The organism is Wolbachia endosymbiont (group A) of Tromatobia lineatoria (assembly GCF_964028565.1).
GTDB lineage: Bacteria > Pseudomonadota > Alphaproteobacteria > Rickettsiales > Anaplasmataceae > Wolbachia > Wolbachia pipientis.
Genome location: NZ_OZ034791.1, coordinates 1,105,749 through 1,128,819 on the forward strand (window position 1 = coordinate 1,105,749; position 23,071 = coordinate 1,128,819).

Sequence of the window (23,071 nt, forward strand, 5' to 3'; positions counted from 1 at the left end):
AATTTTTTTGTTGCTAACCACACTAAAATTAGACTGTCTTTTTTGCTTTGTGTAACACACTTTGAACCTTGTTTCCTAATTCATTCAGAGTGAATGGTTTTGGCAAAAAGTGAAAATCTTCTATATTGATGTCATCACTCTTTAAAAAAGCATCTTCTGCATACCCAGAAATAAAAATAACGTTGATATTTGGCCTATGGATCAATGCTTCTTTAACTATTTCTGGGCCGCTCACCTCTGGCATGATTACATCAGTGATTATAAGATCTATATGTTGACTTTTTTTACTGATTATTTCTAGCGCCTCGCTGCCTATGCTTGCTTCTATTACATCAAATCCTTTTCTTTTGAGTGCTTTAGAGATGAATTCCCTTACTGAATCTTCATCTTCGATTAATAAAATTATACCATTACCTTTAATTTCACTTACTACCGGTTTTTCTGTTTCTTCACTATCTTCCTCTCTATCATTTTCATCTGATATGTAAACCATGGGCAAAAATATGCTAAATTTAGTTCCATGATTTACTTTGCTAGCAACATAGATGTATCCTTCAGTTTGTTTAATAATGCCATATACAGTAGAGAGGCCAAGACCTGTACCAGAGGTAATATCTTTGGTAGAAAAAAATGGATCAAAGATCTTTTCAGTTGTATCACTCGTCATTCCACATCCAGTATCAATTACTTCAATCACAACATAATTTCCATGTTCAATCGCTTCCTTGTCTGGAGAAAACATATCCTGAGGTGTAGAATTTAATGAGTCAATCTTTTGATTAAAGGTTCGTATAGTTAATTCTCCGCCCTTTTCCATAGCAGCACTAGCATTGACTGCTAAGTTAAGTATAACTTGCTCTAATTGCCCTTGATCAGCCCTAACAGCACCCAAGTCTCTACCATAATAAATATTAAATTTTATATTTTCACCTATTAATCTTTTTATCATTTCATAAAGATTAGCTATAGTATTATTTACATCAATAATTTTTGGCTGCAAGGTCTGTCTTCTTGAGAAAGCAAGCAATTGTCTTACTAAATTTGATCCACGCTTTGCATTTTGCTGTATCTGTATTATATCTCCAAAAGATGGGTCACCAGCTGAGTGTTGGAGTAAAAGCAAATCGCAAAATCCTATTATCCCAGTCAATATATTGTTGAAATCATGCGCAATACCACCTGCTAACTGCCCTATAGCTTGCATCTTTTGATAATGCTCAAGCTTTATCTCTAGGTTTTTGTGTTCAGTATTGTCAATAAAATAACAAAGTATGAAGATCATTTTATTATGAAGAAACTTATTGAAATATATTTTTATGTTATTACCGCCGTTGAGCTGTACATCAAAAGACGCATTATTTATTCTATTACTCGAAAAATATTCACGTATTTTCACATGATAACTATCCAATATCAACGTAAAGATTGAATTATTATCTGACCCTGCAAGCTTTATTAGTGCCGTATTTTTCTTTACAAAGTTGCCGTTTATGTCACATTGTGCAATAGCAATTGATGAATTTGCAAAACAAGGGTGTAATTGATAATCAACAATATTTGATTCGGTTGGTGTTATAAAGCCATATATATAGCTATGGTTGTATTTATCACAAAATATAGCAGTGCTCATATAAGCCTTGAATGGAATACCACTTATAGTAAAAAACAAAATTTCATTATCGGTTGTTGTATTGTTATATTTAGATTGAGATATAAAATCACTGATTGAGCTACCTTTTTCCAGTTTTTTTAGTTCAAATATGTCTAAAAATCTTTTATTTACAGATAAAATCACCCCTTTGGCATTTGCAATGTAAGTTCCTATGCTGTGTTTTTCTATTAACTCTTCATATATCTGCTCCTTGTTTATCTGTGTTGCTTTTAATACAAAATACCCATCTGGCCTTGCTATTGGCACTAATGATAAATTTAAAATCTTATTACTATTTATAGCAATTTGGGGATTATCTGGTATCGGCTCAAAGAGCAAAAGAAAGTTAGATACTCTATTCTTCTTGTTTAAGGAAATGCATACCTGTACAGAAGAGTTATTTTTTAGTGCATGATAGAGTACTTTTTTGTCTGCTTCTGAAACATCTCCTATTTCAAGAATCTTGTCTAACGTAATGTCATCATCTATATGATCTTTAAACCTTTCGTAGAACCTTGCATCAGCATAAATAATACCTTCATCTTTATGTAAAATAAGGCAAAATTCTGTATTATGATTTAGTGCATTTGCAAATATTGCATTTTGAAATTCTATAGTATTAAGTAGGTATCTGTAGCGTTTTACATTATACATCATAAAGAGAGTTGTTAGAATGCTAACTAATAAATTAATCTCTATATTAATATGCTGACTATATATATCAAAAAAGTAGAGTATCGATATTGCTACTGGAGGTAAGAGCATAATAACTGCCATCACAACAATTGACATTCCATAATTTCTTAGTATGAAGTCAACCCTGTTCTCTTTTTTGTTATCTATGTATCTTTTATTCATTATTGTTACTTGGCATTGTTGTACATACGAAAATGTTCTATTATATTGATTTAATTATTATAGATTTATTAACGTCTTTGATAGATAATTATCATCCAAATCTAATTAAGTTCCTTAAATATCAGATATAACAATGTTAATAAGCTAGCAAGAGGATATTATGGAAAAACAAAAAACACAAGCATTTAAATGGTTCTGTGCACTAAGAGATAAGATTATAGAATCTTTCTTATTAATTGAAAAACAATCATCCGCAGAGCCAAAAATCGAAAAGAGAAAGTGGGATCGCCCAGGTGGTGGAGGTGGTGAATCTACAATTATTTTTGGTAATGTTTTTGAAAAAGTTGGAGTAAACGTTTCAAAAGTACACGGAAAATTTGCAGATTCAGCCATTAATGAAATTCCTGGTGCAAGTGAAAGTAACGGAGAGTTCTGGGCAAGCGGTATATCTTTAGTGTCTCATATGCAATCGCCCCTTATCCCTGCAGCACATATGAACACAAGGCTGATATATACTTCAAAACAATGGTTTGGTGGAGGAATGGATTTTACGCCAATATATAAAAATGAAGAAGATTGCAAGTATATCCATGAATCAATCAAAATGACATGTGATAGATTTGACACCGGATATTATCCAAAATTTAAAGAGCAATGTGACAATTATTTTTTCTTACAACACAGAAAAGAGCCACGTGGTATTGGTGGCATTTTCTATGATAATCTGAGTTCTGGCAACTGGGAAAACGATTTTGAGTTCACAAAAGCAGTAGGTGAAGCCTTTTTGGAAATTTATTTGCACATCATACGTAAACATATACAAAAATCTTGGACAAAAGAACAACGAGAAAATCAATTAATAAAACGTGGCAGATATGTAGAATTCAATCTGTTATACGATCGTGGCACAAGGTTTGGTTTAATGACTGACGGCAATCCAGATGCAATTATGATGTCAATGCCACCACTTGTTAAGTGGTTATAGAGAGCTGCTATTAGTAGAAAATAAATCATCATAGTTTAAAATTGTACCATGGTAGTGAGCTTTTATATAGGGGGTATAATCATGGGCATAATAGATAATTTTTTAATTAAATCTGTCAAAAACAATGACATAAAAGGTGTTAAACTGACTCTAATTCTCTATGATGCATTAAATAGTTTTAGAAAATTCTTTTCAAAGACTATGTCTCTCAAGAATACAGGATCATTTGATATAAATAATAATCAAGCCTTAAATCAGGCTTTAGGACATGCTACAGATCACAAAATAATGGAATTGCTGATTAATCGTGGAGCTGATATCCACTCAATAGATGAGAATGGAAAGAATGTTATAATTCGTGTTATTGAGAGTTTAGCAGAATCAAAAAATCTAAAATTGGATAGTGAGAAAAACTTACCAGCAGAGATAATTCTTCACCCCACAGTTTCCTTTTTACTAGGAAAAGGCGCAGAGTATTATTCTACAGATGATTTGAATGTTGAAGCTATACAACAAAAACCTCCTAGAACCTCTGAATATGAGCCAATAACTATGTACGCTGAGGTGAACAACAATGTAATACCACCTCAAAAACCTTCTAGAACTTTTGAGTATAAGCCAAAGAGCACTAATTATGATGCTTTGCCTTCAAAAGAGCCAATTTACGCTGAGGTGTATGATGCTAAGGTTAGTAACTCATTAGGGGAGAATGGTTATTTGAGTGTATCAGAAGAATCTATTTATGCTAAAATATATGATTCACATAAAAAATCCACTGAAAATTTATCATTGGAAGATAGTGGTTATTTGAGTATATCAGAAGAACCTATTTATTGCACTATAGATGATCTTTCAGAACAAAAAGCCTACTAGCCTAAAACAGAAAGAGCCAGAACAGTCGTCAGAACCTATTTATGCTAGGGTAGATTTGTCCAAGAAAAGAGCAGAAAGAAAAGCAAAAGACATAAAAGCTAATTCTGGAACTTGCCATGGGTTAGTGCAAGATAAAGTGAATGATTGGCAAGTGAAGCTAAATGAGCTAAGTGCTAATAAGTCGATAAGTCAGCAACAGACTAATGATCAAAAAATTAAGACCAAGGCTGGCTTTAGTGTAGAAGAAATAAGGCAGAAATATGAGCGTAGAGATTCTGGCTACGATTCTGGCTATGATTCCGATACAAAAGTTGAACAACAATTAGAATTAGCTCCTAAATCTGAGATAGGTTCAGTGAGTATTGAGCATGGAGTAATAGGAGGCTGTCGATATAAGATTACTGATATATCCCTCTAACTATGTGATTCAAAATAATTGAATTGACTTTATATATGTAATCGATATAACCTAGTTAGATTCAAGTTGACTCTTTCGTCTAGTGGTTAGGACACCACCCTTTCACGGTGGTAACACGGGTTCAAATCCCGTAAGAGTCACTCAAGTAGAATATAATTAAAGTTTTGAATGGGAAAAATTAGGCTCTATGTTGAAGAAGCTTTATCACAAGGCGTGAGTTTAGCACTTAATCCACAACAAAGTCACTATATTTGCAATGTAATGCGGCTTAAGAAGTATGATAATCTCTCTCTTTTTAATGGAAAAGATGGAGAATGGTTAGGAGAAGTAGTTAATATATCGCGTAAATTGACAGAAGTTACACCCAAAGAATGCACTAAACAACAGCAATATGAGGAAAATTTATACCTGTATTGTGCCATGGTAAAAAGTGCTGCTTTGAACAACATAGTAAGACAGGCAACTGAAATGGGAGTAATCTGCATTCAATTTATTTCAACGGAACGTACAGTGGTAAAAAATATTAACCTAAGTAGAGCAAAATTACAAGCAATCGAAGCAGCGGAACAATCAGGTAGGATAAGTATACCAGAGATTTTGCCTCCTATTAACTTTTGTGAGTTACCTGATTCCCAGAGTAAAAATTTTGTTTTGTGTGATGAAACAGGTAAAGCTGACAAAGTGCTGAAAGGCAAAAAAAATGTTGCTATTATTGTTGGCCCTGAAGGTGGTTTTTCATCTTATGAACTTGATCTTGCCGATAAGTTTTGTTAAAAATTGAGTCTAGGAAAAAGAATTTTAAGGGTCGATACTGCTGTAGTTGCTGCACTCACTTTCACCAATTGGTGTAGCTAGATTTTTAAATATGACTAAGGTTTGGGTCATAAAGAAATCTGGTTCAGTGTTGCGCGCACAAAAACCCTGTAGACTTTCTACGAAGCAGTCTGTTGTTAAAGAGGAGCTAATAAAAAACATATTCTAAGATAATATTAAATCTCATATTATATTTTTTCTAAAGTAAACAAATGAATCTTGCATTTTGCCTGAGTTATTGATACTCTGAGTAAAGAAGTCGGGGCGTAGCGCAGCCTGGTAGCGCATTTGGTTTGGGACCAAAGGGTCGAGAGTTCAAATCTCTCCGCCCCGATGTTAGTATAATTGTAAGAACGCTGTAACATAAGAGCAATCTCCATCAGTAAGCAAGTAGCTGACACTGGAATGACATTATTTACCATGTAAATTATGGCATATTACATTTTAACGCTCAAGTTTATAAAATAATTGACAATGTTAATTTTCTAATTTATAAATAGATTTTGAAATGATTACCGAAGGAGGTATAGAGTTTGATAGAAGTATCAGTCCATTATGGTGATGTAGACAGAGCTCTTCCAGTATTGAAAAAAACAATTCAAAAGGAAGGAAGAGGGTTGAAAATGAAAAAACAATATCATGAAAAAAAATCAGAAAAAAGAGCTAAAAAGAAAGCTGAAGCTAAAAAAAAGAGGTACCAACAAGAGTGCAGAAGGCAACGTTATGGTTGGTAGTTTGTACTCAAGTTAATAGTTTATCATTGGTTATTTTATGAATATTCACGAATATCAAGCGAAAGAAGTTTTGCATAAATTTAATGTCCCAGTGCCAAAAGGTTTTGTTGCTACATCTGCAGAAGAAGTAAAGACTCAAGTAAGTCAATTAAAATCTGACGTGTTTGTAGTTAAAGCTCAAATTCATGCAGGTGGTAGGGGTAAAGCCGGTGGCGTAAAGCTAGCAAAGTCAGTTGAAGAAGCTCAACAGTTTGTAAAGGACATGATTGGTATGACTTTAGTTACTCATCAAACAGGGCCAAGCGGGCAGCAAGTAAGAAAAGTGTACGTTGAAGAAGGCTCAAGCATTAAGAAAGAGTATTATTTAAGCCTGGTAATCGACCCGAAGCTCAGTAGGCCAATATTCATATTTTCCTCAGAAGGTGGAATGGACATCGAAGAAGTGGCAAAAAATTCTCCTGCAAAAATTGTGAAATTTGATATTGATCCTGCTACAAGTTTTGATAGCAGCAAGTTAAGCAGCAGTTTTCATTTGAGTCCAGAACAAATAGAAAAGATATCGAACATTGCAAAAAAAATATATGATGCGTTTATTGCAACTGATGCGAGCCAAATTGAAATTAATCCACTGGTTGAAACAAATTCTGGAGATTTTATTGCGCTCGATGCAAAAATTAATTTCGATGATAATGCTTTATATCGTCACCCAGAAATTATGGAACTTCGTGATTATGATGAGGAAGTGAAAGAAGAGATAGAGGCTTCAAAGTATGGGCTCAGTTACATCAAAATGGATGGCAGTATTGGTTGCATGGTAAATGGTGCAGGTCTTGCTATGGCAACAATGGATATAATAAAATACTACGGAGCAGAGCCTGCTAACTTTTTGGATGTTGGTGGTGGAGCGAGTAAAGAAACTGTAACTGAAGCATTTAAAATCATATTGTCTGATAGCAACGTAAAAGGAATTCTGGTTAACATATTTGGTGGTATAATGCGTTGCGATATTATCGCAAGTGGAATTGTTGCGGCTGCAAAAGAAATGAGCATTAAAGTTCCTCTAGTGGTTAGATTATCAGGTACTAATTTTGAAGAAGGAAAAAAAATTTTAGAAGAGTCAGGATTAAATATTATTGCTGCAGATGAGCTAGATGAAGCTGCGCAAAAGATAGTAAAAGAGGTAAAATAAAGCATGTCCGTTTTAGTAAACAAAGATACAAGATTAATATGCCAGGGTTTTACTGGTGCACAAGGCACATTTCATTCAGAGCAAGCAATTGATTACGGAACGAAAATGGTGGGAGGTGTAACTCCTGGAAAGGGTGGGAGCACTCACCTTAATTTACCGGTTTTTAATACTGTAGCAGAAGCCAAAGAAAAAACCGGTGCAAATGCTACAGTTATATATGTACCTGCTAAATTTGCTGCTGCTGCAATACTTGAAGCAATAGATGCAAAAATAGAATTGATAATTTGTATTACAGAGGGCATTCCTATACTTGATATGGTGAAAGTTAAGCGTGCGCTTATCGGCTCAAAAAGTCGATTGATTGGTCCCAACTGCCCGGGAATTATTACCCCTGAAGAATGCAAAATAGGAATTATGCCTGGCCATATCCATAAGCGTGGACACATAGGAATTATGTCTCGCTCCGGAACTTTAACTTACGAGGCAGTAGCACAAACAACCGCTGTTGGTCTTGGTCAATCCACGTGTATCGGAATTGGGGGGGATCCAGTTCATGGTATAACATTTGTCGACTGTATGGAGCTCTTTTTAAAAGATAACGATACTCATGGTATTGTAGTTATTGGTGAAATAGGTGGAAACGAAGAAGAAGATGTATCACATTTTGTGAAAACAGAAAAAACTAAAAAGCCAATCGTTGGTTTTGTAGCAGGCCAAACGGCACCTCCAGGAAGACGTATGGGACACGCTGGAGCAATCATCTCTTCCAGCGGTGGAAGTGCTGGTGCAAAACTAGAAGTTATGCGGAGCGCTGGAATTGCAATTGCTGAAACCCCTGCAGTAATTGGTAAGAAGGTATTGGAAGTAATGCATCACTAGAATTAGGGTCACAAAAACCCTATATCACCGGTCATGAATACGTTATTTGCCCATTCGATTAATAACTTGCCTCCTGGTAAATTTACTGAAGTCTGTTGGGCAACCAGATATCCACGTAGTGTGGATGCAACAAGTGCTGCACAGGCTGCACTACCGCATGATGCAGTAATGCCTGTACCTCTTTCCCAAACTCTTAAAGCTATTTCTCCAGACTTTTCAACTTGTGCAATACTAACATTAATTTTCCGAGGAAATAATGCGTGATTTTCTAGCTTTGGTCCTAAATTTCGCAATGGTATTTCACTTATGTTATCAACAAAAAAAACTATGTGAGGATTGCCAATATTTACTGCAACAGGATCTTTTAGCATTTCAAGCTCTATAGGTAAGTGAAGAGTGTCACACTCAGTAGATAAGGGAATTTCATGCCATTTTAGCAAAGGTTTACCCATGTTAACCTTTATGGATTTATCACCCACTTTAAAACACTCTAAAATGCGTTTGCTTGTTAGCTCAATAATGGAGTATTCAGCACCTTTTTCTGACATTATCAAATATCCAACACAGCGTGCTGCGTTTCCGCACATTTCAGCTCGACTGCCATCAGCATTATAGATATGCATAAAACAGTCTGCAGCATTAGACATTGTTATAATTATCACTTGATCACAACTGCTTTGATCAGCAATTTGTCTATGGTTCCAGTCTAAATTGTTTGTTGAACGTGAGTCTATGATAACGAAATTGTTACCAGTGCCGTGCATTTTGATAAAATTTTCAGAATTTTGGCCACTCATCATAAAAAAATATTTCTTCTATTGGTCTTCTTTTCTTCTTACTTGTTTCAGCACCCTCTTCTTCGTAACCAACCGCTATCACTGACATTACGTTAAAGTCATTGGGTATATTGAACTCTTTCACTATTTTATCTCTATCAAATCCACCCATTTGATGGGCCATTAAGTTCATAACTGCAGCTTGTAACATAAGTCCATAATTCGCTGCACCAGTATCGTGATTAGCCCAAAAATTTTCACCTTTATCAGATTTGCGGAAATTCTTAGCGCTTAAAGATATGATTAACACTTGTGCATCTTTTGCCCATTTTTGATTAGATTCATCAAGGCAATTTAGCAGCTTTTCCCATGCGCTTTGATTGTTCTGTTTGTTGCATATTACGTATCTCCAGGGTTCATCACCAAAACATGAGGGAGTCAGCCTTACAGCTTCCATTAAAATATCCATGTCTTCCTGAGATATTGCTCTTGTAGGATCGTATGAACGTCCGCTGTGTCTTGCTTTCATCAACGATAATAGATCTTGTTTACTCATCATTTTTAATTTAATAGTGCATAAACAATTCATTGTAGCACAATATAAGCAAAATTTAAATTGCAAAACCTCTCATACACATATATTACATTTAATAAGTTATTTTTATTGGGAAGGTATGTTTATAACACAATCTAGCAGCAGATCAACACTGGCTGAAATATTGTCTTGCGTTTTACTTTTATTCTTGATGGCTCAAATAAGTATACCATTGCAGCCTGTGCCTATCACATTGCAAACTTTAGGAGTAATGCTTATTGGGCTTAAATTTAACCGCAGAACAGCATTCTATTCTGTGCTTACATATCTATCACTTGGTGCAGCAGGATTGCCTGTTCTTGCAAATTTTTCTGGTGGTTATCACGCTCTCCTTGGACCAACAGGTGGATATTTAATTGGCTTTTTAGCTGCTGTTATGGTAATGAGCAAAGTAAATGAATTACTGAACTCTAAGTATAAATCATTTGTATGTAATTCTTTAAGTTGTCTGGCTGGTACAGTTGTAATCTTTATTTGTGGTGTTAGTTGGCTTGCTGTTTACTTGGGTCTGGAACAAGCAATAATGGTGGGTGTTTTACCATTTATCCTTCCTGGTTTGATAAAAATTTTTCTACTTGTAGCAGCTTTGCAATATTTGAAAAAATGATAAAATTTCGCCCTCATCATTTTATGTGCACCCTCGCGTTTCGGGGATATGGGTATTCTCAGGGTTTTGTAGAAAATTATAAAAGGATAGCAAGCAAAGTAATTAGTACTCAAATCGAAGTAGTTGGTAACCTTGATAATATCTGTAGTGCTTGTCCAAATCAGACTAAACAAGGTAAATGCACCACACAAGCTAAAGTTTTAGAGCTAGATAGAAGGCATATGGAAATTTTAGGAATTAAAATTGGCGAGACTTTGACCTGGAGTGAAGCGGTAGAAAAGATTAGGGAGAAAATGTCTTTAGAGAAATTCGAGTACGCATGTGAGGGGTGCAACTGGCAGCCATATGGAATATGTAAAAATGCCCTTTTAAATCTACAAAGGTAGTTGACAAAATGTGTGCGCCAAGAAGTGCGTAAGGAACAGTTGGTGAAAATCCAACACGGGTAAAGCTTAGCCGGCAACCTGGAACAAACCATTATGCTGCGTAAGGTAACGAGCGTAGTAAAGCTAATGGAATGGACAACATAGGGTGCAACGAAAGTGAAGGTATTGAGTCCCGTAATTCACGCGTCATGGGGGCTGACACTTTACATTTGGTGGAAGGCAACATGGGTAATAACGCTAAGGCAAGATATTACTCACCTCATCGGGATCGAAGGCCGCGTCATGTGTTGAGATGGACCTTACGTGAACTTGGGAGATCCTTTGTATTCCTGTAAGGGTACTCTGGAACAAGTCAATAAAGGCGAAGACTGGAGGAAGATGCAAAGGAAGTCGGACTAACTGATAGTACTCGGAGTGTGGGAAAGCCACATACAAGGGGAAGCGGTTAGCAATATAGTGACTGGTATAGGGATTGCTATACCAATACAACAGAGATTGGAGGAGTATGCAAGGAAAACTAAACCAGATAGCAGTAAGGGCTAAGCAAGATAAGCGAGTAAAATTTACATCATTAGTTCATTTGATTAATGAAGAGAATCTTGCAGAGTGTTATAAGGAACTAAAACGCAACAAGGCTTGTGGTATAGATCGTGTGACAGTGGAAGCTTATGGAGAAAATCTAGAAGAGAAACTTAAAACACTAGTGGATAGTATGAAGAGAAAACAATATCAACCGCTACCAGTGAAAAGGGTATACATACCCAAAGCCGGGAGCAAAGAGAAGCGCGGTCTCGGAATACCATCAACGGAAGATAAGTTGGTACAGGTAATGCTAAAGAAGATATTAGAAAATATTTATGAAGCAAACTTTATGGACAGCTCGTATGGATTTCGACAGGAAGAAATTGTCATCAGGCGATAAACGCTCTAGATAAAGCAGTTATGCACAAACCAATTAACTATATTGTAGAAGTGGATATCAAGAAGTTCTTTGATAATGTTCAACATAAATGGCTAATGAATTGTCTAAGGGAACGAATAGCTGACCCAAATTTATTGTGGTTAATAAAACGATTTCTAAAGGCAGGAATAGTCGAAGTTGGATGTTATAAAGCAACCGATCAAGGCACACCACAAGGTGGTATAGTAAGCCCTGTATTAGCTAATATATACTTACACTATGTGCTGGACTTATGGTTTGAAAAGAAATTTAAGCCAAAAGCCAGAGGATATTTACAGCTAATAAGGTTTTGCGACGATTTTGTAGTTGGCTGCGAGAGGGAAGAAGACGCAAAAGAATTTCTAGAATTACTGAAACAAAGACTAAGTAAATTTGGGTTGGAAATAGCTGAAAATAAAACAAAAATAGTAAAGTTTGGTAAGAAAGAATGGTATCAAGCAGAAAGAGAGAAACGTAGGACGGCTAGCTTCAACTTTCTAGGATTTACACATTATTGTGGAAAAAGTCGTAATGGTAAACTTATGATGAAGCAGAAAACTTCAAAAATAAGCCTAGCCAGAAAGATTAAAGAAATCAAAGAATGGTTGAAGATGGTACGAAGTCGTATCTGTCTCAAAGATTGGTGGCAGAAACTTAAAGCCAAACTAACAGGACACTATAGCTACTTCGGAGTTAGCGGAAATTATCGGTGTTTGATTCAATTCTATCGACCGGTAACAAAGTTAGCATTTAAGTGGATAAACCGACGTAGTCAAAAGAAAAGTATGGATTGGGAACAATTTATACACTATTTAAAAGTAAATCCATTACCAAAACCAAAGGTATATGTTTCTTTATACACAGGAGCACTAGTGTGAACGCTGTATTGTGGAGCCGTGTGCGGGAAATCCGCAAGCACGGTTCTTTTGGGGAGACTATGGTTATGAGACCAAATCGCTGGTTTCAAGGTCATGAGTCTCTACCAGACCTCTAAAGAATAAAATTTCTGAGTTAATAGAACAACAATTTAGCATTAAATACCATGACAATTATTTGGCTTACACTATACATAATTGGGCTGCAAGCGAAATATCTGATTCTATTACTTTTTGCATAATTGGTTGTGGAAATTGCAAGATTGGATATCAAGATGTTGCAAAGTCATTCAACATAACAAAAGAAGAAATTGACCAAGGTAATATTGCAAGCATAGAAAGTAAAATAAAAAGTGAAGCTGAAAAATCAGGTAGCGAGTTTTCTGAGTTGATTTCTAGAGTGGATCAATCGCTAAAAGAGCAGAGTGAAAAGTCTATTGTACAAATTTTAGATTCATCCGCTGAGGAGATGTTAAGGAGTTTCTGTGATAGCCCTGTACAGTCTCCAGAGCCTCAAGAACCCTCTGCTTCATCTGAAGAGCATGCTACAGAAGGCCCAGAAACTAGTGTTAATTCAGATCTTTTGTCAACCTAATCAACCCCATATATATGTTTTTTTTGTACCCATGCTTTGCGTTTTGGGGTGGAAAGAAAGCACCATTCTTCGTTGCATTTTTCTATCTTCATCACAACAAACTTGTCTATTTTCATAGTAATCTTGCTGTCTACACTCTGTTTTTGATATCCATAAGTATCTTCTTTTACAATCGCGTAGCGCTTATCACTAAGAAGATTGCCTTTTATCCATCCGCAGTCTTCATCTATATCGCAGACCTTTTTCCAACTCTCAAACTCTTCTATCACTTTCAGGGGCAGATTTTTGCAAGTGTATATCCATTTTACAGGATAGTGAAACCCTGGCCCCGTTCTCATGTTGATCTTATTTGATTTGGTTGAAACAAAGTTGTTAGCAAACAAGCTATGGCTAAATAATAAAAACAATAGGATAATAGTACTGAACCAAGATCCCAGTGTCACGCACTGGGATAACGTGAGGGATAGTGTAACAGACTTATTCATCATAATTCACGATTAGGTTGACATAAGATAAAGAGTAAATTAAAAATTGAATAGATCTTTAAATGCAAAATCAATGCTTATAGAAATATTAATGCCTGCTCTTTCACCGACAATGAGCAAAACTGGAGGAAAAATTGTAAAGTGGCATAAAAAAGAACAAGACAAAGTTGAAGTAGGCGACGTAATTGCTGAGATAGAGACTGATAAAGCCATAATGGAGTTTGAATCTATAGATGAAGGAGTCATAGCAAAAATTTTAGTAACAGAAGGAACAAGTGGCGTGTCTGTAAATCAACCAATAGCTTTAATGCTGGAAGAAGGAGAAGATGAAAGTGCACTTAACAACTATACTTCAACTTCCATCAATAGTGCAGTTAAAAAGGAAGTGACAAAAAGTGCTGTTGATAATCAAAAATCAGAACACCAAGATTTAAACGGAAAGCCAATAAGTCATTCTTCGGTGTCATTCCAGCGCGTGACGCTGGAATCCAACCCCTCAATGTCATCCCAGTGCTTGACACTGGGATCTAGAAAAGAAGAATGGATCCCAGTGTCAGCTACTCAGATGACAGAGGGTTATGCAGAAGGTAGAACAAAAATAAGCCCATTAGCTAAGAAAATAGCTCAAAATGAAGGGGTTAATGTGCAGCAATTAAAAGGTACAGGACCATATGGTCGCATAATTAAGGCTGATGTGTTGGAGTTTTTAGGCAGTGGTATACATACTGAAAGTCCTGAGAAAGATACCATAGTTGAAGTAAGCAACATGCGCCAAGTGATAGCACAGCGCCTGACTGAATCAAAACAGAATGTTCCACATTTTTATTTAACTGTAGATTGCCAGGTTGATAAGTTAATATCGTTAAAAAACGAGATTAATTCAGCAGATGAAAACAATAAAGTAACAATTAATGATCTAATCATAAAAGCTGCAGCTTTCAGCATGAAAAAATTTCCTGATATAAATTCTTCGTGGATAGATAATAAAATACTGAGATATTCAAATATAGATATTTCAATCGCTGTGGCACTTGAAGATGGGCTAATTACTCCTATAGTAAAAAATGCTGATAAAAAGGGTATTTTATCTATATCAAAAGAAGTGAAAGATTTAGTAAGCAGAGCAAGATCTGGAAAATTGAAACCTGAAGAGTTTCAAGGAGGAGGGTTTACTATCTCCAACTTAGGGATGTTTGGTATAAAAGCCTTCAGTGCTATAATCAATCCGCCGCAATCTTGCATTATGGCAGTTGGTGCATCTAAAAAACAATCAATTGTTATGAATGAGAAAATAGAAATAGCAGAAATAATGACAGTAACGCTCTCTGTTGACCATAGAGCAGTTGATGGGGCACTCGGAGCAAAGTTTTTAAATGCCTTTAAGCATTATATAGAGAATCCTCTGGTGATGCTTATTGAAACTGCGGTAATCTATTAGCATTGTTATTACAAAATTAATACCTCTAAGTTTATACTTTTATTAGTTAATAGGTTTAGAGGTAAAAAAATGAATACTACAGTAGAAAAAAATAATCCAAAAATTTTTCCTCAAAATGAAGGAAAGATTAACTCAAAAGGCATGGTTGCCCCACCTGTTCCTCCGAAATCTTCCCAAGCTAAATTTACTGGAATAAAAGCAATTTTTGAGCGAAATGTACCTCATTCTCAAGCAAATGATAGTAATAAAACAGTGAGTAGCAATCTTGGAAGAACATTTGGCCCAACAATGCAAAAACTCATGGAAGACAACATTCATAGCACTCCTAACAAACAACGCCGCAATTCAGGGGATAGTGGTATCAGTGATATTAGTAGCAGCACTTCTGATGATGAGGATAGAACAATAAAAGATAAAATGATGGAAAATGTTAAGCAGGATAACCATCAAAAAAGCTTTGATTTACATAAAGTACAAGCAACTGATGAATTAGAAACCGTAAAATTTCTCAAAACGCTAAGCAAGAAAGAAAGAGAAAAACTTGGTTTTTCTCCTAAACAGCAAAATAACCAAAAGGTTGAGACTAGCAAAAAAACTTATAATCCACTTGATTGGAATCCAATCTATCAAGGTAAAAAGCTCTTTAGCTTAGGCAATATGTCGAGTAATTCGTCTTCATGTAGTGAAAAAAGCAATATTTCAGATGTAAGCGATAAGTCTAATAATTCAAACATTGTTAGATGTAATATTACTAGGAGTAACAGTAAGGAAGACCTTCGTAAACCTGATGCTTCACATAATGACAAATCTGCAGGTAAAAAATTATCTAATGTCAATGTAAGCGAATTAATCAGAAAGTTTGAACAAGGTAATGACATAGTAAAAGGGCGTTAATCAAATGTTACCCTATCTTTGTATATGTAAAGGTAGGGTATCTTTTCAAAATAGTATATCCTTTATAGCTTTGTTAATTTTTGACTCCCTCTCTGCAAAAGCAGTTTCTAGAGAGGTTTTAAGTTTTTCCCATTCTTCTTGACCATTTAGAACTAAAGATTTATATTCATTTTCAATTTTTTCCAATGCTCTTTGATATGAAAAACCTAATTCCTCATATATATCAATATTTATCGATTGCAGTATTAGAGGTTGTCCGGAAACTAGTAAATTCAAGCATATTCCCTCTTTAACATAACCCTACTCATAGCTAGGTATATGAAATTCTCAGTGGATGTTGTGAGTAAATCATACTCCTTCGATAGCCTTCTATTCCTATTAACCCAAGCAAAAGTCCTTTCTACAACCCATCTTCTTGGCTGTACTTTAAACCCTTGTTCTCTTGTTGGTAGTAGCTCAGGTGGCGTATCTTTGTGCACCCAAAATCTACATGGAGGCCTTTTAACAATTTCAATATCTATGTCATATTCTTCCTTTATGTGATTCTTTAAATTTCTTCCTTGGTATCCCATGTCAGCCCACATTTTTTTAACTTTAGTATATTTTGTTCTCATATTGTTTAATGCTATTTTAATACCATCTCTATCATTTTCGTTAGCAGCGCCTACGTAACAACCTAGTATAAAACCCTGAGTGTCTGTAATTATATGCCTTTTTCTACCCTTTACTTTTTTACTTCCATCATAGCCTTTGATCCCCCCTTTTCTGTAGTCTTTACAGATTGACTATCTACTATACAGGCACTCGGCTGCTCATTCCTTCCTATTTTTCTTCTACTATATTTTGTAATTTCATAATTCATTTTCTCAAAAATTCCCTGCTTCTTCCATTGCCTGAACTGCTCATACACAGTCTTCCATAGCGGAAAATCATTTGGTAAATACCGCCATTGACACCCTGTACGCAATACATAGAAAATTGCTTCTAATATTTCTTTTTTGCTATACTTTGGCGGCCTTCCTCCTTTCTTGTATGATACTCTGAAGTGTTTTTCTATTCTTGCCCATTCCCTTTCGCTTAGATCTGTTGGATACTTTTTTCTCATCTTTACCCCGTACTAAAATTTCAGATATTATAGCCTTTTACTTGTTTCCGGACAACCTCTTACCAAAAATGAAAACAAATTCGGATCAGGTAATTCTTCTCTTGTGTGATTCAGAAGACACAGCTTTATTTTTTTTACGCAGTATTCTATTGTTTTTAACGATAGTGACAGGCTTTCTGCATAAAATATAAAACTATCTACAATCAAATTTTTTGACTTTTTCGGTAATTTAATATTTTCAAATAGTTCTTTTGTAAATTTTTCTATCGGTTGTTTTGGCAAATGTAAAGAGAGATCAGTAAAAGATTTTAGGTCAAAATTTGGTCCAAGTATTGTGCTGATTGCTCTTTGTACATTACTCTTATCTTTACTTACAGAAATAATGAAAACCAGCCCCTCCACATCAAGCATATACTTTATAGATTCCAAAAAATCGACAACGAATTTAGGACGGCACACATCAAGATTATCCACCATTATATAAATGTTTTTGTCTTTTCTGATTTTATGAACCACATCCGCTAACTGTGTTTTAAAATCTCTAGTACTCTCTTTTCTTCTTTGGAGAAGACTTAATTCACTCAAGACAAAACCTATGTCTTTTTTATCAGCCTCTTTTGCAGCATCAAGAAATACTGAAAGCATAGCAAGTGGAGATTTACTGATCAGCTTTCCTAGTGTGTTTAGAGAAAATAGCTCTTGGTTTATGTTCTTGAACTGTTGTATAACACTTCTTTTTACTTTATACGATACAAATAAATCTTCAAATAGGAAATTTAAAAAAGAAGGCAGTGGTTGGTCCAATGCATTGATATCCCATGCACTATAATAAGCTGCAATTTCATTTTGCTGTTTTAACTCTTTTACCCATTCTTTCAAAAAAAACGTCTTGCCCCATCCATCATATCCTTCCAAAGATATTATTGTAAAAGACTGATCAATTGTTTTAATTATATTGTTAAATTTACCTGAAAATTGCTTATAGTTTAGACGGTCATTTTCCCAAGCCACCACTTTAAGTGGTGGCGCTATTTCTTTCTTTTTGAATGTTATTAGCGATATAAGTTTTTTTAAGCACATGTCTTATTTTATATTTAACTCATATTCTTGTCTTGAAGTAAGTGCTATCCTCAGCGTTCCTTCATCAAGATAGTCAATTTCTCCGCCCATTGGTATGCCGCAAGCAAGACGTGATATTTTCACATCCAAATTTTTTAGCAATTCAATTATATATTGTGCAGTAACTTGACCCTCTAATGTCGGATTAATTGCGATAATTATCTCTTCAATTTTAGACTCTGTCACTCTTTTCAGAATAGTGTCAAGGTTGAGTTCTTTTGGACCTATGCCATTTATTGCAGACAATCTGCCACCCAAAACATGGTATAAACCTGAATATATATTTCCTTTTTCAAACGCCCATAGATCACCTAATTCTTCTACTACACACAGTAACTTAGTGTCACGTTTTGGGTTAGTACAAATAGAACAAGGTGACTTAGTATCTAGATTTCCGCAAACTTCACACTCTATTATAAGATCTGCTAGCTCTTTAATCAAAGATGCAAGTGGTAGCATAACTTTTTCTTTGTTTTGGAGTAAATGTATAACTAACCTGCGTGATGATGATGGCCCTAAACTTGGCAATTTAGAGAAAGCATGAACTAGATTTTTTATGTTAACGTTCATTCAATAAATTCAGAATAGGCAGTCAAATGGTAACATCAAACCCTTTGTAAAGAAAGTGGTAAGTTTCTCTTGATCCCACTTTGATCAGCTATAGAAAAAATTTTTTACTTTAACGAAAAAAATTACTTCCGCACACTTAAAGCCTGATTATAATAGACTTCTTGCATAACCCAAACTAAGTAGAAAAAAGGTATCATCCAAGTAGCTGACACTGGTTCCTTTATGACGGCAGTACCTTCTCCTGTCATCCGAGTAGCCGACTACTTGGATCCAGGAAATTTAACTCTACCAAGTAAATGTACAATAAGAACTAGATTCCAGACTGGAATGACAGCAGTCCTACGTCATACCGCGATTCATTCTCGGTATCTCTAGATCCCGCTAACAAGTAGCGGGATGACGGTTGTCAGGCTAGCTGTCATCCCAGTGCCCAGACACTGGGATCCAGAAATTTTAATTGTAAGTAAGCATACTGGGTTGATAAGTATAAAAGTAGCTAGAAAATAAACATTTTTGATGAGATTATATGGAAAACTGGATGCCAGTGTCAAGCACTGGCATGACACCCTTCACGGACTTTTAAATTACTTTAGCTATAAATATTAAGAAATTTACCAAATGAAAAAAAAGGCAAAAGAAGCCCTGGGGTTATTATCCGCTTTAAAATATTGGCGTTTTTTATGTTTTAAACGCTTGACAAGCGAGATTCAGCCGCTTTTAATTGCAACTAACTTACGCTGCAAATGTTTAAGAAATTTACTAAGCAGAAAAAAAGACAAAGAATCCCCGAGTTAGCTAGTCTTTTACTATCTCTGTCGAGTATTGGCATTTTTTGATGTCTTGTAACGCTTTATAAGCGCGTTCAGCTTATTTAGATAAAAACCTAGATGTAGATGAAGTTTTGTAAAGACATACAGTATCTATATACTGCAAAAAATTGAACATAAGACGCCGATACATTAAGTAATCCTTACCTTTTAATCTGCAGATTGGCGAAAGCAAATACAATAGCTTCAGTTTCATGATAAGGGGGCTGGCGGAGGGTGTCAAGCAAGTTTTTTCGTTTCTATGTTGTCAGCTACTTGGATGACGCCAATCTGAGTTAACTACACCAACTCACATTCAGCAAAAAAGAAAGCTATCTCCTTATGAGCATTTTCTAGACTATCCGAGCCGTGGACTCTATTTTCACTAATATCATCAGCAAAATCACCCCTGATTGTGCCTTTATCTGCCTGCTTTGGATTGGTAGCTCCCATGATTTGTCTGTATTTACTTACTGCATTTTCACCAACTAAAACTTGAACTACCACAGAACCAGAGGTCATAAACTCTACTAATTCCCCAAAAAAAGGCCTATCTTTATGAATTTCATAAAACAGCTCTGCTTGTTTTTTTGTTAGTAACATCATTTTTTGTGCTGTGATTTTCAGCCCAGATTGTTCGATGTAGGAATTTATATTGCCTGTAATATTATTTTTTACTGCATCAGGTTTTAATATCGAAAGTGTTCTCTCAATTGCCATATTATTTCCTTATATAAAATAGTATATTTATAGATTTATTTTATTGTAAATTTTGATTTGATAAAAGCAGTTTTTTACTTATAGTTAAGAATAAACCATCAAGGAGGTATTGTATGGGTGAATGTTGTAAAAATAACACTACTAAACAAGCTGAGCCTACCACTAAAAAACAAGCTAAATCTACTACTAAAAAATTAGTAAGTAACTTTAAGTCATCACTTTTTTGTGGAACAAAAGGATTTTTAACTTTTAATTTGGCCTTTTTAAGCTTTTTGGAATATAGCTTACATCATAATACAGAATTAAAAAAAGGTGCTGCTTTTGCAATGAAAAGAAACACTATTCCATTTCTTGAAATGACAATCATAGCACCGCTTGTTTGTTTTGCACTGCCAGCTATGCTAGGCAGTATGAGCCTCATGCAATGCGCACTTTTATGTGCTTCCTTAATGATTGCCACATGTTTTATTGTCAGAACTTTTCATCTGCGTGAGAAGTTAATGGAAAAAATCACTAACCATAGTAGAAAAGAAATAGACGCGGAATTTAAGAAAGATACTATAAAATTTCCTATCTTTGATCAAAATAGAAAACACACCGAGTATAATTCGCCTAACTCAGGGCGACTACTGGATGAAACAAATAGCACCTCTCTTTTCGTTAAAGTTTTACTTTTTCCCCTCAAGGTTCTTCTGAATGTCCTGCAAAGTTGTATAATGCTATCTTTAGCTGCTGTTGAACTTCTTGAAACGGTACCAAGTCTTTTTGTCGATACATTTTTCGATTGGAGCTTCACATCTACCAAGAGTAACCTGCAGAGATCAGGTCATTTATTGTATGCAAGTGTAAGAAATTTAGTGCCCATAACTAAATTTGATGAGTGTGTAGCTAATTTTATAGGCACCCCAAAAGTAACTTGTTGTAGTAGTGCGTAGGTGAAAAAGGCAGTTATCTTATTTAACCTTGGCGGACCTAATTCATTGAATGCGGTTCGTCCTTTTTTATTCAACCTTTTTTATGACAGGAGAATAATCAATCTACCGAATCCCTTTCGGTTTCTTTTAGCAAAGTTTATATCTGCGAAACGAGAAAATACTGCACGAGAAATATATGAGCAAATCGGAGGCAAATCGCCGATTTTGGATAATACGAAAGCACAAGTTAATGCTTTAGAACTAAAATTAAATGAAGATAGAAACCATGTATACAAGGTATTCATCTGCATGCGCTACTGGCACCCTTTTGCCGACGAAGTTGTTAAAAGTGTAAAACAATTTGATCCTGACGAAGTAATTCTGTTGCCACTGTATCCACAATATTCAACTACCACAACTCTGTCATCCATCGAGAATTGGCAAAAAAATGCTAAACGGTATGGCCTAAAATGCAATACAAAAATGATTCACCGTTATTATGATAACCAAGATTTTATTGAAGCTCACGCTAATCTGATAGCTAAGTACTATAAATTGGCTAGCAAAATCGGTAAACCAAGAGTCCTATTTTCAGCCCATAGCTTACCTCTTAGTATCATTAAAAAGGGCGACCCTTACGCTTCACAGGTAGAAAGAAGCGTAGAGTTAATAGTAGAAAAGTTAGCTATCAATAACTTAGATTGGTCAATATGTTATCAGAGTAAGATTGGTCCTGTAAAATGGCTAGAGCCAAGCACTGAAAGTGAGCTATTACGCGCAAAAGCTGATGGTGTACCTGTAGTTCTATCACCTATATCTTTTGTTTCTGAGCATTCAGAAACTCTAGTTGAACTTGATATAGAATATAAAGCAATTATCAAGGATGGATATTACTTTCGTGTGCCAACTCTCAGTACCGATCCCTTGTTTATAAAATGCTTAGCCGATTTGTGCATAAATCTCCCTTAAAGTCCTGATTCATAGGGCTTTTCTTTTAGGATTTTATGTGATAGAATAACAGAAAGTTATTATTTTATTAACTATTTTATGCTAAACAAGCTAAAAAAGAAATCTAACACGCCCGCACAAAAGGTACATGATGCTTATAATCATGATATCAGAAAGGTAATCTGCATCACAACAGGTTTAACAGCCCTATTGTGTAAGATTTCACTGCAATTTTGCTGCGAGTTCATTGACAATAATAGATCCAATATCTCCTTTATAAAGAATGTTGCCCGATGGGTGAAATTTCCGACATCTACCCTATACATTGCCCATTCTGCATTTATCTTACGGAATTTGGTAAAAGATTATAAAGACCCTAAGGGTAAAAAAGAATTAGCAAAAATTTTGGGTAAATCGGCTAACCTTGCAAGCAGCACCATAGAAGCATTGATGATGTTGAAAGTCATCCATTTTTTGGCTAGAGGTAATGCAGATGTAACAAGTTATATTAGTTCAACATCAACGATCCTATTTTTGTTCATTTCAGAACCTATAAGCTATTATTATACATGCAAGAAATATCTGGATAATAAGGATCCTGAAAAGTCTGCTAAGTGTAAGAAGGACCTTATTATCAGCACATTAACTTTGTCGTTAGGTTTATTAAACTTCATATTAAGAAGGATAGAAACTCCAACTATACCAATAAACTTGGGTAGTGGTATAATCTATAATTTCAACTTAAGCGTAACAGTCAGCATAATATATAGTGCAGTATTTCTTGCAGTTCAACTTGATAAGTTGTTTAATCAACCTGTCAATGATGATCCTTCCACTGAACTTGATGATGTTCATAATATAAACGGTCATTCTAATGACAGCACTGTAGAGGTATAAG

At 35.2% G+C, this 23,071-nt stretch carries 28 protein-coding genes, 2 tRNA genes and 1 pseudogene; 22 read left to right on the forward strand and 9 right to left on the reverse strand.

The features are described from left to right. Window positions 1-28 precede the first annotated feature (28 nt). A complete protein-coding gene (locus ABWU48_RS05800) occupies window positions 29-2,509 on the reverse strand; it encodes a response regulator (protein WP_151807519.1) in 2,481 nt (826 codons plus the stop codon). Window positions 2,510-2,669: 160 nt separating this feature from the next. On the opposite strand from ABWU48_RS05800, the gene hemF reads away from it, so the two are divergent. The 9 genes and pseudogenes from hemF (at window position 2,670) to sucD (ending at window position 8,400) form a co-directional block, all read left to right on the forward strand. Further along, window positions 2,670-3,494, forward strand: a complete 825-nt coding sequence (gene hemF / locus ABWU48_RS05805; RefSeq protein ID WP_064124995.1) for an oxygen-dependent coproporphyrinogen oxidase — start codon at window positions 2,670-2,672, stop codon at window positions 3,492-3,494. A gap of 81 nt (window positions 3,495-3,575) precedes the next feature. Beyond that, window positions 3,576-4,367 (forward strand): hypothetical protein, encoded by a 792-nt coding sequence (locus tag ABWU48_RS05810; protein ID WP_353288348.1) that lies wholly within the window; start codon window positions 3,576-3,578, stop codon window positions 4,365-4,367. Continuing rightward, the gene (locus ABWU48_RS05815; protein ID WP_233641030.1) at window positions 4,339-4,785 is read left to right on the forward strand and encodes a hypothetical protein; all 447 of its coding nucleotides are present in this window, start codon (window positions 4,339-4,341) and stop codon (window positions 4,783-4,785) included. The genes ABWU48_RS05810 and ABWU48_RS05815 overlap by 29 nt, the downstream gene beginning before the upstream one ends. Before the next feature lie 68 nt (window positions 4,786-4,853). Then, window positions 4,854-4,925: transfer RNA gene (locus tag ABWU48_RS05820), tRNA-Glu, on the forward strand. A 28-nt stretch (window positions 4,926-4,953) separates the two neighbouring features. Continuing rightward, window positions 4,954-5,640, forward strand: a pseudogene (locus ABWU48_RS05825) (16S rRNA (uracil(1498)-N(3))-methyltransferase). A 218-nt stretch (window positions 5,641-5,858) separates the two neighbouring features. Then, window positions 5,859-5,932: transfer RNA gene (locus ABWU48_RS05830), tRNA-Pro, on the forward strand. A gap of 199 nt (window positions 5,933-6,131) precedes the next feature. Next, complete coding sequence (rpsU, locus tag ABWU48_RS05835; RefSeq protein WP_006279819.1) at window positions 6,132-6,332, forward strand: 30S ribosomal protein S21; 201 nt, start codon at window positions 6,132-6,134, stop codon at window positions 6,330-6,332. Between the two features lie 37 nt (window positions 6,333-6,369). Continuing rightward, a complete protein-coding gene (gene sucC, locus ABWU48_RS05840; RefSeq protein ID WP_006279820.1) occupies window positions 6,370-7,521 on the forward strand; it encodes an ADP-forming succinate--CoA ligase subunit beta in 1,152 nt (383 codons plus the stop codon). A gap of 3 nt (window positions 7,522-7,524) precedes the next feature. Beyond that, window positions 7,525-8,400, forward strand: a complete 876-nt coding sequence (gene sucD, locus ABWU48_RS05845; RefSeq protein WP_010963102.1) for a succinate--CoA ligase subunit alpha — start codon at window positions 7,525-7,527, stop codon at window positions 8,398-8,400. An 8-nt stretch (window positions 8,401-8,408) separates the two neighbouring features. Here sucD and dapF read toward each other — a convergent pair whose 3' ends face one another. Together dapF and ABWU48_RS05855 are read right to left on the reverse strand one after the other, a co-directional pair. Next, window positions 8,409-9,197 (reverse strand): diaminopimelate epimerase, encoded by a 789-nt coding sequence (gene dapF, locus ABWU48_RS05850; protein WP_006279822.1) that lies wholly within the window; start codon window positions 9,195-9,197, stop codon window positions 8,409-8,411. Next, a complete protein-coding gene (locus ABWU48_RS05855; RefSeq protein ID WP_353288349.1) occupies window positions 9,178-9,765 on the reverse strand; it encodes a nitroreductase family protein in 588 nt (195 codons plus the stop codon). The genes dapF and ABWU48_RS05855 overlap by 20 nt, the downstream gene beginning before the upstream one ends. Before the next feature lie 85 nt (window positions 9,766-9,850). Between ABWU48_RS05855 and ABWU48_RS05860 the strand changes: the two genes are divergently transcribed. From ABWU48_RS05860 to ABWU48_RS05885, 6 genes are all read left to right on the forward strand, one after another. After that, on the forward strand, window positions 9,851-10,378 hold the full coding sequence (locus ABWU48_RS05860) for a biotin transporter BioY (RefSeq protein WP_264705842.1): 528 nt from the start codon (window positions 9,851-9,853) through the stop codon (window positions 10,376-10,378). Continuing rightward, window positions 10,375-10,764 carry a DUF1284 domain-containing protein gene (locus ABWU48_RS05865; protein WP_209472357.1) on the forward strand — a complete coding sequence of 130 codons (390 nt, stop codon included), beginning with the start codon at window positions 10,375-10,377 and terminating at the stop codon, window positions 10,762-10,764. The genes ABWU48_RS05860 and ABWU48_RS05865 overlap by 4 nt, the downstream gene beginning before the upstream one ends. Window positions 10,765-11,178: 414 nt before the next feature. After that, window positions 11,179-11,307 (forward strand): hypothetical protein, encoded by a 129-nt coding sequence (locus ABWU48_RS05870; RefSeq protein WP_255324786.1) that lies wholly within the window; start codon window positions 11,179-11,181, stop codon window positions 11,305-11,307. Continuing rightward, window positions 11,270-11,686: a hypothetical protein gene (locus ABWU48_RS05875; RefSeq protein WP_353288247.1), complete on the forward strand. Its 417-nt coding sequence runs from the start codon at window positions 11,270-11,272 to the stop codon at window positions 11,684-11,686. The genes ABWU48_RS05870 and ABWU48_RS05875 overlap by 38 nt, the downstream gene beginning before the upstream one ends. Window positions 11,687-11,706: 20 nt before the next feature. Continuing rightward, the gene (locus ABWU48_RS05880; RefSeq protein WP_353288246.1) at window positions 11,707-12,582 is read left to right on the forward strand and encodes a reverse transcriptase domain-containing protein; all 876 of its coding nucleotides are present in this window, start codon (window positions 11,707-11,709) and stop codon (window positions 12,580-12,582) included. A gap of 124 nt (window positions 12,583-12,706) precedes the next feature. After that, window positions 12,707-13,174, forward strand: coding sequence for a hypothetical protein (locus tag ABWU48_RS05885; RefSeq protein ID WP_138264841.1), 468 nt, complete (start codon window positions 12,707-12,709; stop codon window positions 13,172-13,174). Here the strand turns inward: ABWU48_RS05885 and ABWU48_RS05890 are convergent. Next, window positions 13,171-13,662, reverse strand: a complete 492-nt coding sequence (locus tag ABWU48_RS05890) for an SH3 domain-containing protein (RefSeq protein WP_007551030.1) — start codon at window positions 13,660-13,662, stop codon at window positions 13,171-13,173. The two genes, ABWU48_RS05885 and ABWU48_RS05890, sit on opposite strands and share 4 nt — an antisense overlap. A gap of 70 nt (window positions 13,663-13,732) precedes the next feature. Here ABWU48_RS05890 and ABWU48_RS05895 point away from each other — a divergent pair, with 70 nt between their 5' ends. Further along, window positions 13,733-15,097, forward strand: a complete 1,365-nt coding sequence (locus ABWU48_RS05895) for a pyruvate dehydrogenase complex dihydrolipoamide acetyltransferase (RefSeq protein WP_353288350.1) — start codon at window positions 13,733-13,735, stop codon at window positions 15,095-15,097. Window positions 15,098-15,166: 69 nt separating this feature from the next. Next, window positions 15,167-15,991: a hypothetical protein gene (locus tag ABWU48_RS05900; protein WP_209472386.1), complete on the forward strand. Its 825-nt coding sequence runs from the start codon at window positions 15,167-15,169 to the stop codon at window positions 15,989-15,991. A 45-nt stretch (window positions 15,992-16,036) separates the two neighbouring features. On the opposite strand, the gene ABWU48_RS05905 is transcribed toward ABWU48_RS05900, so the two are convergent. From ABWU48_RS05905 to recR, 4 genes are all read right to left on the reverse strand, one after another. Further along, window positions 16,037-16,267, reverse strand: coding sequence for a hypothetical protein (locus ABWU48_RS05905; protein ID WP_264705852.1), 231 nt, complete (start codon window positions 16,265-16,267; stop codon window positions 16,037-16,039). Further along, a protein-coding gene (locus tag ABWU48_RS05910) for an IS5-like element ISWpi1 family transposase (RefSeq protein ID WP_209472412.1) occupies window positions 16,264-17,096 on the reverse strand; the annotation gives its coding sequence in 2 pieces (ribosomal slippage) (window positions 16,264-16,727 and window positions 16,727-17,096; 834 coding nt in all). Before ABWU48_RS05910 ends, ABWU48_RS05905 begins: the two co-directional genes overlap by 4 nt. A 27-nt stretch (window positions 17,097-17,123) precedes the next feature. Further along, a complete protein-coding gene (locus ABWU48_RS05915; RefSeq protein WP_264705851.1) occupies window positions 17,124-18,176 on the reverse strand; it encodes a KAP family NTPase in 1,053 nt (350 codons plus the stop codon). A gap of 3 nt (window positions 18,177-18,179) precedes the next feature. Beyond that, the gene (recR, locus tag ABWU48_RS05920) at window positions 18,180-18,785 is read right to left on the reverse strand and encodes a recombination mediator RecR (RefSeq protein ID WP_010963080.1); all 606 of its coding nucleotides are present in this window, start codon (window positions 18,783-18,785) and stop codon (window positions 18,180-18,182) included. A gap of 222 nt (window positions 18,786-19,007) precedes the next feature. Between recR and ABWU48_RS05925 the strand changes: the two genes are divergently transcribed. After that, window positions 19,008-19,160, forward strand: a complete 153-nt coding sequence (locus tag ABWU48_RS05925; protein ID WP_156517965.1) for a hypothetical protein — start codon at window positions 19,008-19,010, stop codon at window positions 19,158-19,160. A gap of 21 nt (window positions 19,161-19,181) precedes the next feature. Next, on the forward strand, window positions 19,182-19,292 hold the full coding sequence (locus ABWU48_RS05930; RefSeq protein ID WP_080717651.1) for a WPE palindromic element domain-containing protein: 111 nt from the start codon (window positions 19,182-19,184) through the stop codon (window positions 19,290-19,292). Between the two features lie 599 nt (window positions 19,293-19,891). On the opposite strand, the gene ndk is transcribed toward ABWU48_RS05930, so the two are convergent. Next, window positions 19,892-20,311 carry a nucleoside-diphosphate kinase gene (gene ndk / locus ABWU48_RS05935; RefSeq protein ID WP_353288351.1) on the reverse strand — a complete coding sequence of 140 codons (420 nt, stop codon included), beginning with the start codon at window positions 20,309-20,311 and terminating at the stop codon, window positions 19,892-19,894. A gap of 113 nt (window positions 20,312-20,424) precedes the next feature. On the opposite strand from ndk, the gene ABWU48_RS05940 reads away from it, so the two are divergent. The 3 genes from ABWU48_RS05940 to ABWU48_RS05950 all read left to right on the forward strand — a co-directional run bounded on the left by ABWU48_RS05940 (window position 20,425) and on the right by ABWU48_RS05950 (window position 23,070). Further along, complete coding sequence (locus ABWU48_RS05940) at window positions 20,425-21,246, forward strand: hypothetical protein (RefSeq protein WP_209472381.1); 822 nt, start codon at window positions 20,425-20,427, stop codon at window positions 21,244-21,246. Then, window positions 21,247-22,194 carry a ferrochelatase gene (gene hemH / locus ABWU48_RS05945; protein WP_209472379.1) on the forward strand — a complete coding sequence of 316 codons (948 nt, stop codon included), beginning with the start codon at window positions 21,247-21,249 and terminating at the stop codon, window positions 22,192-22,194. A gap of 78 nt (window positions 22,195-22,272) precedes the next feature. After that, window positions 22,273-23,070, forward strand: a complete 798-nt coding sequence (locus ABWU48_RS05950) for a hypothetical protein (protein WP_353288352.1) — start codon at window positions 22,273-22,275, stop codon at window positions 23,068-23,070. Window position 23,071 lies beyond the last annotated feature (1 nt).